We start from the raw sequence: 12,798 nt of genomic DNA on the forward strand, positions 1-12,798 counted from the left end.
GCGCTCCATCATCGTGGCTTTAGGCGAGCAGCGGGATACGGAGGATTTGACCGGGAAAGATGAGGTCGGGGTTGTTGATGCGGTCCCGGTTGGCTTGAAAGACGTCATCGACGGTCGTGTTTTGACCCTGTTGACGGGCGATCTTGGTCAGGGTATCGCCTGACGCGACTTCATAGAGCCTGAAGCCTTCCAATGCTGTAAACAGGGTGATGGGAACGAGATTAACGTCGGGCCCCGGCGGATGAATGCCGGACGGATCGTCGCCGAAGACCTGAAGCGTCATGTGGGCCGCCCGGGCAGTGTAACCAGCCACCGAAACCTGATGGCCGAAGTCCCGGATGACTCCCATGGAACCGGCGCCCTGGATGTTTCCCTGGGCAACGCTCTGACCGTTCACGTCCAGCAGTTGCCATAGAACGGTCGCCTCGAATCCGGTCCCGAAACCGGCAATCGTAAAGTCGCTGCCGATGACGTCGTTCTGCTTCGGCTGTCGCACTTCAATCAGTCGCGGGGCCATAGCAACTCCTTAGGGTCACTTTTGGAAGGATCTAGCGGCCAGGTATGCACAGAAAGACTTCAGCATCCCACCCGTTACTGCCGCGTTATCACCCTGACTTACCCGCCGCCTAGCGTCCAACGATGCGATTAGGCCCGGGGCACCCCGAATTCGTCGTTCTCCCATGGGCTTAGGTTGATCCAACTTCCCGTGGTGTTGGGGGCAGCGGCGCCTTGGCCGCCATGCATTTCGCCGATGGCCCGTAGCGTGACGGTGATCCAGTCCGGGTCCACATTGACCTTATGCTCATTGACCTGGTCCATGTCCGGGAGCATGCGGAACAGGAGCGCGTCCGATCCTGCCCGATTGTTGACGCTGTGACCTGCAGATGGAACCGGCCGGATGGTGCTGCCCCGCGCACCAGCATCGCGGTGGTCTGGACAGGCGCCGGCAGTTGGGGAAGGGCCGACCGGTGGATCCTCACCGTGAAGTCGCTGCGGACGTGGGCCATGGGATCCGCCTCATCAATGCGGTCGGAAATGAGTGCAGGGCGAGGCGGGTGCTTTCGATGGCGCTGGCGGCCAGCACTACATGGCAAGCCGGTCCGGCTGGCAGAAACCCGCGCTGCCCGGCTACATCGACTTCGATGGTATGGACCGTGCCGCCGGAGGCATGAAGTTTGGTGACATGTGCCCGGGGCACCAGGAACAGCCGGCGGTTGGCATCGGCGCCAGCAGAGGCGCCTGATGTCTTCGCGGATCCCATCCAAAAGCAACGGCAGGCTGCTGTGCTTGTCGAAGCTTAACAGCCCGGAGACCGGGGAGTTGCCCTGCACAGCCAGCGGAGCTTCGTGGACTCCATTTACCCCAAGCTCAAGGTGTCGACTTCGTACCAGAAGAACACTCAGACGGGGACAAAGGTTGACCGCACGTATTCTATGGCGGTGCACATCCGCGCCGTCCAGGAAGAACTGCCCGCTGGTCTGGAGAAGATCCTCGGCATCCTTGAAGACTCGATCAAGTCACAACCGATGAAGGCGCCCGCCGCGATCGAGGCTTGATGGCGGTCATCCAGAACGGACAAATACGATACCAAGACTCGGGGAGGTAATCAGCGCTTTGCTGGCTGATGCCGCCCAGGCAAGAGTAGGCGCGGACCTGGAAGCGGTGAGGATCGTGGAAGCCTATAGTCGGCACGAGCTGCTGAGGCACCTCCCGGTGCCCCGGTTCCGGCTACCGGAGGTCACGGTCGATCTTCCCTTCCTCATTTCGACAGTCGAGGGAATAGCCGACAAACGTGACGGACGGTCAATTAGCGAACCGACCGCCGCTGAAATCACCAAGGCCGTGGACGAAGGGTTGAGCGGATCCGATATCCGCCTGCCCCGCGCAGAGGTAGCAAAAGTCTCCAAGGCTGTAGCTCAGGGCGCCAAGGCACTATTCGGAGGCGGTTCCCCTTTCCTCCTGAGTCCGGCGCAGCTCTCAGGCGAGCTGACAGTCGTGGCGGTCCAGACCGTCACGGCCTCTATGAGAGGGGATCCAACCCCTGAACAACTCCAGGCGTTGGAGACCGCCATGAAGGCATCGCTGACCGCGCTCATGGCGACGAAGCTCGTGATATCGCCTTCGCTGCAGGTGATCGTCACGTCGGGTGAGATCAAGGAACATGCAAACTCCGAGAGCATTGTCCGAGTACGTCTTACCATCACGGAGGATGCCTACGAGGCCATCACCCGCGACGACAGGCAAGGCTACTACCTGACTCCGGAATAGCCTGATGGCCCTCAACGTAGTCCGGCACGAGGAAATCGTTTCGCTCCCGCGGCAGGTGCCGCACCTCATAGACCAATTGGAAGCCCGGCGCTCGGGCTTTTCCGGCAATGTTCTCGCCTGGCTCAAGCAAGCCGAAACGACACTGGCGAACAATCGTCTCCCGGCCGCTTCCCAGATTGCCTCCTGCCGGGCAACATTGATCGGAGCCGCCAGGAGCGTGCAGCATAAGGACCTGGTGTTCCTCGGCAGGCCGACGGTCCGCAAGGTTCAGGAAGCGACTGCCAGGATGGTCCTCGAGCGCAGCAATGATTTGCTGCACGCGGTGATCGCAGAAAGACAGGCTGTATTCCAGGAGGCCGAGAGCATCGCTCGTCAGGTACTGGCAGTGGCGGAAGCAAAGGGCCTGATCGCGGCATGTGTGATGGTCGAACGCATCAAGAATTCCTCGACTGCCTGCAGCAGCGGGTGGCGGCCGACACAGACCTGGCCAGCGTCTATGCCCATCTGGTCGCCCTCGTAGGCAAGACGGATGTCCTGATAGGAGATCAACCGACGAATGTTGAAACGCGAGATGGGTGGAATTAGTCCCAAGGTTTTCCCCTCCGACACCGTGACCGTTTCTTTCAATCTGGAGCCGTTCCTCCGTATTAAACTGATCCTGGCTTTGATCACCTCGCACAGGCCGCCAGCCCGAAGGACGCGAAAATTCGACGCAGCGGTTTCATCGTTACTCCTAACGACGCTGTGCTGAAACAAATGTTCTAGACCCGGCCAGGACGCCCCAGTCTTGGACTTTTACAGGATTGCGATGCAAACGATCGGCCGAATTTGCGACAAACTATATGCAGAACGGCCCTTTAACCTGGGAGCGATCTCAACTGAATGTTCGGCACTGTGATTGACCTCGGTCCTTCGAATCCGGATCCAAATATGTGGTTGAAACTTAGCGACGCGGTGGTTTGAGTATTAGGGAGATGCTCCTGAAACGTTACTGTGCCTCGTCGCGTTGCTCCAGGCGGGATCCCGGAACTCCAGCGACTACGACCATCGTCAGCTTCGATGGTGGTCCCATCGGGGGAAGAAAGAAGGCAGTTTCCCCCGTGCAGCATCACTTCAAGGCTGTGCGAGATGCTGCTTTGTACGACTAATTCGACTCGGGTGAAATGCGGGGTCTGTTTAACGCTTGTGACGGTCATGCGAAGTCCGCTTGCGGTCACTTCAGCTGGTCCGATGAGCCGCTCAACGCCGTCCTCGTTGCCTGTGACGTATCCTGATATGAAACGGACGCCCGTCATCGCCGCCAGTCCTCCTCCCCCCATCACAAGCACTCCAATTAGCAGTGCTGCGGCTGGCATCGTTTTCGGTTCATGACCCCGTGCTTGCGCTTGCGACCGTTTGCTTGCCGAGGCTTCCGATACAGACTTTTGTTTAAGAACGTCCACTCCAGCGGCGAGGACGCCGAGCAACGGGACGGACAGCCATGAACCTAAACCAGTCCATCCCGCTGCTGATGTGATCACAGCATTTCCGGCAAGGAGGATAATTTCTATCAGTGTGGCTACGGCTAAGGTCCGTGGAAGTCGTACTCGACCGGAAATTTTATGTGGAGTGTCTTCTGAGTACCGTCCCGAGGAACTGTCAGCCCTGGCTAGTCCTGATGACTTAGGTGGAGTCCTGGAACCTGCGTCCCTGAATTCCAGAGAGACCGTGCCGATTCGAACACTGTCGCCGTTTAACAGTCTTCTGGTGGTTATTCGGTCTCCGTTCACCCATGTGCCATTTGCAGAACCGAGGTCACGTAGAACTATGGAGCCATTGAAAGACTCGACGACAGCATGTCGCCCGCTTACACCTTTGTAGGGCAAACGGATGTCGGCATCATCGGAACTGCCGAGAACGGGTGCCCCATCAAGAGGAACAGCCAGCTTTCGTCCATCCTCGGTTCTGCGAACGAACCTTGGGGTCGAACTGGGAAGACTCACAGTCTCATCACGGCCGGAAGCGCCAGCCCCGTCGTTTCACCTTGATACGGTTCTTCTTCTATGAGGAGATTTAGCTCATTCACAACGCTCTACCGCCACCTCAACTGTCTGGAAGTTGGAGGTTTCACCTGCGCATGCGACGGGAATACTCCAGCCCATAACTATCCTGAAAACGATTTCGTCTTCTTCTCGAGAGGTGCGCCGAGGTATTAGTCTGAAACATGAAGCGCACTCCAGTTGCTGGCTCCCAGGTCGGCCCTGGTCTTCCTCCGATCCACTCTGCGAGCCGCCGCCTTTGAGAAGAATACTAGGTGAACGTTACAGCTCCGTTATCAGCCGTTGGTCTCTGGGAGCTGACAAGGCAGCGGCCTGTTGTTGGCAAGCTTCACCAGCTTGAATAGGTCCTTTGCTGCCCGTTCGAAGGATAAATCCACAGGATCCTTCGAGAATGTCGCTGCAGAGTCAGCGTAAAAGCGATAGATCCCAACGGACACCGCATTGACTTTGCCGGTCTCAACCCGCTCCAGGAAGGCCCATTCACCGTGAACGGGCACCTTATACGGATGGTCAGTGATCAGACGCAGCATAGGCGATTCAAACTGATGGAACCTGGCACTGCCACCGCTGTCGGCCGGACGTGGACGAACCCTTGGCTGAAGCCGTAAGACGGATCGTCCACCGCGTTGTTGATGGAGAATCCGCCAACGGCAAACCCGCAAACATGGATTACCGGGAGCCTGCCGTCATCTCCGGGGTTGCTCATGTCGTAGCCCTCTCCAAGAAGTAGGCGCACCGCACCGCAATGGGCTAAAGGTACGCGCGTGTGGAGATTTCAACATTTCCAGCGTTACGGCGGTGTTACTGCGCAGGCCGGGCCAAGCGCGAAAATTTCGAGCCGCATGTCCAATATCGCGGCAGTAACGGCTCTGCGGCTCTACTTGCTTCGGAAGGAGCTGGACCGACGGAACCTATTCAGGGCGCAATGGGATCGGCCGCCCTCTGGACGACTTAGCGGTGAGGAGACTGGCGATGCACAGGGCAGGGGACTGATGCCCGAAGAGAATCCCCGACAGGCCTCGGACGGGCGCTGCACGAACCTTGGGGATGCCCCCCGAGCATCAGAATCCATCGCTACGGGCAAACACGTGATCGCCGGTCTGGTGACAGCCCGCGTACGTCCGCGGGCTCCGTCCAGGGCCCAGGTCAGCCATGCTCAACGAAGGCAATCTTGACCAAACCTTATGCATAAGCACGCAGATTCCTGATTCTGGTGCTGCAGCATCAGGGCGGCCGGTGACCGTAGCAGGCTGGGAATAAGGTGAAGCGCCATGACAAACGATGATGGTCCGTCCAGCCGGGGAGCAATTCCGCGTCGCGTAACAGGTGCAGGCATGAGGCCACGTTTCCGTTGAGCCCGGCAAGGCTTACCTCCCGGATTTGGTCCCGGACCCGGTGGAGGTCCACCTCGACGCGTTCGCTGAGAGACAGCACGGTGCCGCCGTTTATCAACAGGCCGGGTACCTGTCGGGAGACGAAATGCACGCTCACGCGCAGGCTTTTGAGCGCCCTTGCCTCGGAATTCTCAGGCCACAAAAGACCGACGAGATAGCGGCGGGGGCGGGGACCGGTGATCGCCAGCGCCGTGATGAGCCGTTGTTGCCGCGCCACAACGTGTCCGATGCCGGTCTCACAACGAATTTGCCACGATCGAAGCAGACTTAACTGAAGTTGTCCCTGGCCGTCGTTGCCCATGGTGGTACCCCCCAAATTCAGCTCGGGCCTGAAGAGCTGGAACAGCTGTAGCAATGACGATCCGCAGTTTGGTGCGGGATCAATGGCCATTCTTAATCTGATGACCCACCGGGGTAAACAAAGCATGTTCTGTTGCTTTCCCAGAGGTCTCATGAGCAGTCGGTGTTGGCGCTTAGCACTCGCGTGCTGCCACCACCAGGGGCACCAAAAAGGGTTAGCCCGAATCCAAAGCCTCTAGGCTGATTCCATTGAGTCGAGCCAGAGCTGAACCGCCGGCTGAGCCTGCAACCACTTCCAAAGTTTCCGCCCCTGTCCCCGGTTGGCTCGAAATCAGGCGTGCCCGGAACGGCGCGTTATCGTCAGGCTCAGCCCACGCCCGGATCACCATAGTGCCTTCCATATCCCCCATGAATGCGTGCCAGCTTTCTCTCTCGAATACTGTAGGAACTCAGAACAACCCTGCACAGTTGCACGATGTAAGTTCTCCAGCGAGTGAACCGGGAATTCGACACCCACAACCCAATCACCAAGTGACAATACTTTACAGAATTTATGACAAACATGTGCTGAAACCGGTGAATAACCCGCGCGACAGCGACGGGCTGGCCTAGCCGGCACCCGAGCAGAAGCCCGCCGTTCGAGCCAAACCTTCAGCGTTTCAGCAGTCCGTCCAGCAGGGAGTTCACAGCCTGGGCCCGGGACAGCAGCCCCACATAAACCTGGCCGTCGGTGACGGCAATATACCGGGCGTCCGTGCCGAGCACCGCCTTTACCCAAAGCTCCTGTGTGGCATTCCGTTCGACGGTCTCCGTCACGAGGACAGGATAGAACCAGTCGATGACTGTGGCGGCGGTAAGCGGATACCTGCCCGGAACGGCACCCGTGGAAGCCTCCAGGCGTTGTATGTGCTGGGCAAGATTGCGGGCGTCAGGGTCTCCCAGGGCCCGGGGTTCGTCTATGGCAGCCTGTGGGCCCGTTGTGGGTTCGTTAGGTGGCAGCAGTGGCAGGCTCGCAGCGCCCCGGATAGCGTCCTTGGCAGCGGCCTCATAAGCCAACCGCAGATGCGGTCTTGAATCCAGCAGGCGCTCCCTGAGTATGTCTGCATGCGCCCAGCCGAGGAAGAGGTGCCCCCGTTGGCCGCGTTCCGCCAAGAAGACGATGGCGTGTTCGCCGGGTTGGGCTGAGGCGACCGAAAGCACCATGAGCAGACGCGTCTCCCACCAGGACGTTCCGTCGGTGAGGTCCACCACGATGATGCGGTTGCGGGACGCCGCCCGGGCCGTTCTCAACAGGCTGTGCATGCCGGAGTCGAGGAGTTCGGTCCCAGGAGTCGCATTCGCCGGAACCACCGCACCCGAGGTGGCGCCCTCCGCAGCCTGCGCGAACGAGAGCCGCAGCCCGCGCCACTCTATAGTTCCCCGCTGGCGGGCAATACCGTCAAGCAAAAGCAGCACAATCGGAATGAGTGCCAAGATGACGACCGTCAGCAGGGCCCACCCCATGGAGTCGGCGTTGGGCCACCCTGATACCGGCAACGGCCAGGAGCAGCGCCATAATCAGGACCGGGACCGCGACGACGGCGGTCCACGCTGGCGCCGGCCAAAAATAACCCTTGGACCGACGCGATGCCTCACGCGTTTCGGCTGGCATGTGATGGGCTCCTTCCCGAACCGTACTTGGATCTACTGACTGTTGCCGAACGGCGTGAGCAGTCCTGCTATTAGCCGAGGGGTCACGCACACCCGATGGCGTGAAACCTCTGCCGTTCATCCCGAATATGGCCGCGGATAATCCGAATCTGGGCGCTGATCTTGCCCCTTTGCCCCGGCGGAGCGGACTGCAGGTCAGCCTGCAACCCTGCGATTTCACTTTCCAGGTCAAGTATCCGTGCCCGAATGGCACGGCATTCAGCTGAAGCTTCAAGATAGATCTGCACGGCGGGTGTGAGTGCGCCAAACCATTCCGTTCCGTCCTGCACCATCCGCCATTGAAAGGTGGCACCGCCCGGCGGCGGCGCCAGAATGCTGAATGCAAACGTCACCTCGTCACGCGGCGCAACGCTGTGCGGGAGTGCTTGCCTGCCGGAGCCCCAGATGACATTGTCTTGCGGGGCCTGGGCTCCGAGGCCGTAGAAATCTGCTGTTGTCCACGTTCGTGTGCCGTCGTTTCGCAGCGTCACGCTTACGTCACTCAGTCCGCCGTGCAGCATGAAGTCGGGAACAGTCTGGCGGACAAAGGAGGCGTTGTTCGGTGCGCTCCGCCAGACCCTGACGTGTGCATCGAAGGCGCCGTTGCCGCTTCCTCTTGTCTGGTCATCATTGTTGACCCGCAGGTACAGGCGCAGCGGATAGTGGTAGTAAAGCGGCTGACGCGGAAGATGGGTTCCCACAAAGAAGTAGCCGCCGAGCCGTCCGATCAAGGCGTATTTTCGGGCGTTTACCGGGTCAATGCCCGCGTGCAGCGCGAAGCGAGCGTCGTCGACGACGTACCAGCCGGTCGCGTCGCTCGGTGCGGCGAACAGCTCCGGGGCGGTTATGGTGCCGGTGGCCAGCACCTCAAATTCGTCCCCGAAAGCGATTGTGACTCCGGTGTCCACGTCGCCGTCGTTGTCCCGTACGCGAACGGTCTTGTCAACGATGAGTGCCCCGCCATGATCCGGTGGCAGCTCAGGAGCCGGTACGGCTGGTTTGTGGAGCTTCCCGCCCAGATCTTCGCTGAAGAGATCGATGTCCCGGCCGGACGGGCCGCCTATAGCTTGTTTGAGGTGCGGCAGCGCGGTTACCACGGCAAGGGGCACCGTTACGAGAGGCCACGCAGGTCCTGTCGGGGGGAGCGGGAAGCCTGCCGTCCGGATGGGGTCGCCACGATCGGCTCGCCTCTTCGCATGTAGCCAGGCAAGGCTCAGCCCGGCGAAATAGTCCAGTCCCGGTTCGAGCTTCTCGGTGGCCCCCGTCACGACGAGCCCCCCTGGACCCAGGGCGTTCAGGGTCTCGAAATGGGCCTCCAGAAGCTGGACAAGTCGCACTTCCTCGGCCTCGGGTGCCCCCAGCAGCAGCGCGACGGCCGAGGCGAAACAGCTTTCCAGTCCGTCCGTCATTCCGGTCGTGACGGGAGAGCCAAGATGTCCCTGCATGAGCCGCCGGTAGGCTGCGCCGACGACCGACCCCGGGTCCGCTAGTGAGGATAGGGCGACGAACGGGAGGAAGGAACGTACTGTTCCTGCCGCATCTGCAGGCAGGACTGTGAAAATGTCGAACATCATTTCCAAGCACAGCTGCTGAGGCACAGCCGCGAGCAGCTGTGCGATGGCCGGACCGCTCCTCTCCTGCTCGTCGGTATCGAAGACGTCGCGATGGTTGTAGATCGCCAGACTTCGCGGCATCGCTGTTAGCAGGAACGGCAATCCAGTCTTCACCGATGCCGGGGTGACGGCAGCGCTGCCTGAGAGCACGGGCCCGAGGATCCCTGACAAAAGCCCGCCATCGGCAGCGAGTAGTGCTGGAAGCAGCGGTGACAGAAGTGCCCCGGCCGCCGCAATCGCGGGCTCCTGTTTTAGTACAGGGCCCTGCAGTACCCTCCAGTAGCCGGCCTGGATCATGGCTCCAACGAAGTCAGTACGGCGGCCGAAGGACTGCCCGGCAATGCGTCCGAATGCCTGGTCGAAAGCATACTCAAACCCGGACAGCGCCCCCGCGCTTCCCCTGCGGGCCAGACCGCCGGAAGGCCGGACGAGAATGTAGGAATGTTCCGCGAGATACTCGCCAAGCATCTTAACCTGCTCGATGACTGCGGATCTGACGGCATGAGTCGGGACGAGTTCATGAAGAACCGAGTAGATGGTCAGCATGCCGACCATCTCATCCATCGACGGTTCCCAGCGGCGGCAGTCGAAGAAGTAGCGCGATTCCGTCTGGAGATACTCGTCGTACATTTGACTGTCTGGCAGCAGCGTACGCAGTGTCGGATCGGTTCGGTTCTGTGCATGGCGCGGATCCCAATGAGGCACGCTGTAGGAATAGTTCAGGGTCGTCGGGTCGATGAGGAATTCGGTGCTGCACAGGGTTCCCGGAGCCAGATACGGCTTGTCGGAGACGACCGGATCCCACCGGACCATGTAGCCGGCGAAACCGCTGGTGCCCCCGAATTTGTACAGCGACCCGATCGACTCCAGTGCCAGCAAAAGGATCTTTTCAGCACTGGCGTTGCCCAGCTGGTACACGGCAGCGAGGGCCGGCAGGAGACGGGCCGACCACAACAGCGGGTTCTCCCACTGGTGTTCGGCAACGCTCCACCGCGCCGTCACATCCGACGAACCGGCCGGAGGCGCAGTCAGGTCGTTGTCGATGCTCAGGAGGTTCACCCGGTTGCGGGTATTAATGGCGAAATGACGGCCGAGGATTCCGGCACGCACACGGTAGTACTGGTCTTGGTGCTCCTGCGAGGTCGGCATGGGGACTCCTCAACGATGAATTGGACGAGACCTTTTTCAGTGCCCCGGGCTTGGGACCCTAACCGGGCGCACAGCCGGCTGCGACCTGTTCGTTCTCAATACTCGCCAGTTGCGCCCTCAGTCCGCGCAGGCGGCGTGCCAACGCGGCAGCCTCGCGACGTGCCGTGAACGGATCGGACCAGTCAACCGCGTCCAGGTCCGCTTGGACTTCGGCGGCCTCCCGGCGCACAGCAGTGTACTGTCTGTGCAACTGGGTGCAGACAGTTCCCTGCGTACTGCCGACGGCCACGGGCAGACGGGGTGTGCGGGTGCCAAACCAGACGACCATTTCGTGGACCATCTGCCAGGCGAAGCCGAATTCCCCTGCGCCGGCGGGGGCGGAAATCCTGAAGGTGAACGAGGCGGTCCCATCGGGAGCAACAGAAGATCCACCGGGCAATTCCACTCTGCTCAGACCCCACGTCAGGGAGTCCTGGGGCGCCTGGCTGCCCAACCTGTACCCCTGGCCCGGCGTCCAGGTGGTCGACCCCCGGTTCAGGGCGTTCACCGTCACGGTCGCTTGTTCTCCTGCCTCCATGCGGACCGGTGGGACCACCGCAATGGACGTCACGGCGTCGTCAATGTAAGCGTGCGCCGGATCCTTGAAAACGTAGGGCACACGGAAAAAGCCTCGAACTGTCCCGGCCCGTGCTCCGTCGCCGTCAGTGGCATTCGTCGATATTGTCTTCGCCGGGCGCGGGGCGCTGTCATCGATGGTAATGGTGCGGTCGTCCATGCCCGGCCTGTTGCAGTCATAAACAAACAACGTTAGTTCGGTCCCTGAGCGCTCGTACCCGTAAACGAGCTCAACATGGTTATCGAACACCGCCCACGGTGCGAACGATTCCACAAGGATGACCCCGATAGGGCACAGCACCCCGGCATCAATGTCGTCCGTCACGGCCGTACATTCCGCCACTGTGGCAGCGAAGAGACCGGGTCCGCGCAGCACGGTCCCGTGATCCAGAGCCTGGGTGGAGGCCAGCCACCGGGCCACTATGTCCGGGCTGTTGAAACTGTCTATGAGGCGGCTCATGATGTATCCGGCGAGGGCAACGGGGATACGCTGCGAATTCCTCCCCTGCAGCTGGGGCGTTCCGGCCTCGAAGATGTCCCGGGCGAGAAAGGACATTCCGCCGCATAGACCGAAACTGGTTGCATCGACATTGATCGTCGGCAACCCCGGCAGCTGAATCGTGAGGTTCGTTCCTGTGGGCCACGGGCTGTTCCGGAACAGGGGCGCGTGGGTCGACGGCTTGAAGCCTGGCACGAACGGCATGATTTCTCCTCCGGAGATTACCGTAAATTACGGTGTCGGTCCTGTTGATTTGTCTGTACAGCGCATCTCGTCAACGCCCCGCGAAGCCGGCGGTGTTGCCCACCATGGTCCAGTTCAGTTGGCCGTTGGTGACTGTGCCGAGCCACCAGTTATCGTCGCCGGGGTAATAGGTCGCCGGGGTTATAGAACACCGGATCCTGCGTCCAATCCCAATAGTGCAAGGACAGCTGAGGGGTTGACCTGCCGGAGCAACTGCTCAAATCTCTTAACAAGCTCTCTGGGCCAGGGTAGAAACGCCGGTCCGTTGTGGACATGCGTTGCCTGGTGGACTTCGTCCTGTTTGAACCACCAACTGACGCCGCCTGGTACGCCGTCTCCCCTATTGCCCGGATAAAACCTTCTGTTCAGTTCAAGAAATGCGTCGCGCAGGAGAGCTCTTTCACTGGGATCAACCGAAGCAATGTTGCCTCGGATTCCGTCGCCGAGTGGCATTTTTGTTTCCCTTTCGATTAGGCCGGGCGCCCTAACTACCGGTGCAGCGCCAGGAGCCCAGAAACTGTGGTTTTCCGGTGTCGATGGCGGCGTCCCTGGGTCCACGCTGAAAGCCAGTTATCGGATGATCACACGATATAAGCTGAGTGTTACTGGAGCGTTACCCTCTATACGCCAGGGCCGCCTCGCCTTGGTAGCGCAAGCCGCCACTTTTGCCACCGGCTAAGCCCTGCCATGATGCCGCCCACCTTGGGCTGCCCTGTCGGAGCTACCAGCTTGGCCGAACCAGGTGGGCTTGGTTCTACGGCGGTGCCTCCAGGCAGTCCTTCCAAGAGTTCCTGCGCCCTTTCATCCCCTATCTAGTTGCGATCGGCGAAACAGCGCTGAGCCCCTACCGGACTTGCGCGGCCCCTGCAGCGCGCGTCAAAGAAACTCCGCGGACGTTTGTCGGGACGCCAGTATGCCGTCCGGTCATCGGCTCTAAGTGATGGATGTTGGGGCTGGGATGTCGTCGCAGTTGCCTTGATCAAGCGACA

At 60.5% G+C, this 12,798-nt stretch carries 14 protein-coding genes; 5 read left to right on the top strand and 9 right to left on the bottom strand.

Translation table 11 applies throughout. From position 1 onward, the window contains the following. Positions 1 to 19 precede the first annotated feature (19 nt). Together BMX78_RS14720 and BMX78_RS23145 are read right to left on the bottom strand one after the other, a co-directional pair. On the bottom strand, positions 20 to 517 hold the full coding sequence (locus tag BMX78_RS14720; protein WP_091420587.1) for a Gmad2 immunoglobulin-like domain-containing protein: 498 nt from the start codon (positions 515 to 517) through the stop codon (positions 20 to 22). A 128-nt stretch (positions 518 to 645) separates the two neighbouring features. Then, positions 646 to 819 (bottom strand): hypothetical protein, encoded by a 174-nt coding sequence (locus BMX78_RS23145; protein ID WP_170850830.1) that lies wholly within the window; start codon positions 817 to 819, stop codon positions 646 to 648. Between the two features lie 220 nt (positions 820 to 1,039). Here BMX78_RS23145 and BMX78_RS14730 point away from each other — a divergent pair, with 220 nt between their 5' ends. The 4 genes from BMX78_RS14730 (at position 1,040) to BMX78_RS14745 (ending at position 2,788) form a co-directional block, all read left to right on the top strand. Next, complete coding sequence (locus BMX78_RS14730; protein WP_091420591.1) at positions 1,040 to 1,243, top strand: hypothetical protein; 204 nt, start codon at positions 1,040 to 1,042, stop codon at positions 1,241 to 1,243. A gap of 103 nt (positions 1,244 to 1,346) precedes the next feature. Further along, a complete protein-coding gene (locus BMX78_RS14735) occupies positions 1,347 to 1,556 on the top strand; it encodes a hypothetical protein (protein WP_211482577.1) in 210 nt (69 codons plus the stop codon). A 49-nt stretch (positions 1,557 to 1,605) separates the two neighbouring features. Further along, a complete protein-coding gene (locus BMX78_RS14740; protein WP_502686299.1) occupies positions 1,606 to 2,268 on the top strand; it encodes a hypothetical protein in 663 nt (220 codons plus the stop codon). 4 nt (positions 2,269 to 2,272) lie between these two features. After that, on the top strand, positions 2,273 to 2,788 hold the full coding sequence (locus BMX78_RS14745; protein ID WP_091420596.1) for a hypothetical protein: 516 nt from the start codon (positions 2,273 to 2,275) through the stop codon (positions 2,786 to 2,788). A gap of 337 nt (positions 2,789 to 3,125) precedes the next feature. Here the strand turns inward: BMX78_RS14745 and BMX78_RS23690 are convergent, their stop codons facing one another. After that, complete coding sequence (locus BMX78_RS23690) at positions 3,126 to 4,250, bottom strand: FHA domain-containing protein (RefSeq protein WP_091420599.1); 1,125 nt, start codon at positions 4,248 to 4,250, stop codon at positions 3,126 to 3,128. A gap of 332 nt (positions 4,251 to 4,582) precedes the next feature. After that, positions 4,583 to 4,837, bottom strand: a complete 255-nt coding sequence (locus tag BMX78_RS14755) for a hypothetical protein (protein ID WP_091420602.1) — start codon at positions 4,835 to 4,837, stop codon at positions 4,583 to 4,585. A 62-nt stretch (positions 4,838 to 4,899) separates the two neighbouring features. Here BMX78_RS14755 and BMX78_RS23150 point away from each other — a divergent pair, with 62 nt between their 5' ends. Further along, the gene (locus BMX78_RS23150; RefSeq protein ID WP_170850831.1) at positions 4,900 to 5,037 is read left to right on the top strand and encodes a hypothetical protein; all 138 of its coding nucleotides are present in this window, start codon (positions 4,900 to 4,902) and stop codon (positions 5,035 to 5,037) included. 494 nt (positions 5,038 to 5,531) lie between these two features. Here BMX78_RS23150 and BMX78_RS14760 read toward each other — a convergent pair whose 3' ends face one another. The 5 genes from BMX78_RS14760 to BMX78_RS23275 all read right to left on the bottom strand — a co-directional run bounded on the left by BMX78_RS14760 (position 5,532) and on the right by BMX78_RS23275 (position 12,262). Next, a complete protein-coding gene (locus tag BMX78_RS14760; RefSeq protein ID WP_139204963.1) occupies positions 5,532 to 6,092 on the bottom strand; it encodes an AfsR/SARP family transcriptional regulator in 561 nt (186 codons plus the stop codon). A 560-nt stretch (positions 6,093 to 6,652) separates the two neighbouring features. Next, positions 6,653 to 7,474, bottom strand: a complete 822-nt coding sequence (locus BMX78_RS14765) for a hypothetical protein (protein ID WP_139204965.1) — start codon at positions 7,472 to 7,474, stop codon at positions 6,653 to 6,655. A gap of 260 nt (positions 7,475 to 7,734) precedes the next feature. Beyond that, positions 7,735 to 10,452: a hypothetical protein gene (locus tag BMX78_RS14770; RefSeq protein WP_091420610.1), complete on the bottom strand. Its 2,718-nt coding sequence runs from the start codon at positions 10,450 to 10,452 to the stop codon at positions 7,735 to 7,737. 58 nt (positions 10,453 to 10,510) lie between these two features. Then, on the bottom strand, positions 10,511 to 11,770 hold the full coding sequence (locus BMX78_RS14775) for a hypothetical protein (protein WP_091420612.1): 1,260 nt from the start codon (positions 11,768 to 11,770) through the stop codon (positions 10,511 to 10,513). Positions 11,771 to 11,950: 180 nt separating this feature from the next. After that, complete coding sequence (locus BMX78_RS23275) at positions 11,951 to 12,262, bottom strand: hypothetical protein (RefSeq protein WP_211482578.1); 312 nt, start codon at positions 12,260 to 12,262, stop codon at positions 11,951 to 11,953. Positions 12,263 to 12,798 lie beyond the last annotated feature (536 nt).

Source organism: Arthrobacter sp. OV608, from assembly GCA_900110595.1.
In the GTDB taxonomy this organism is placed as follows: Bacteria; Actinomycetota; Actinomycetes; order Actinomycetales; family Micrococcaceae; genus Arthrobacter.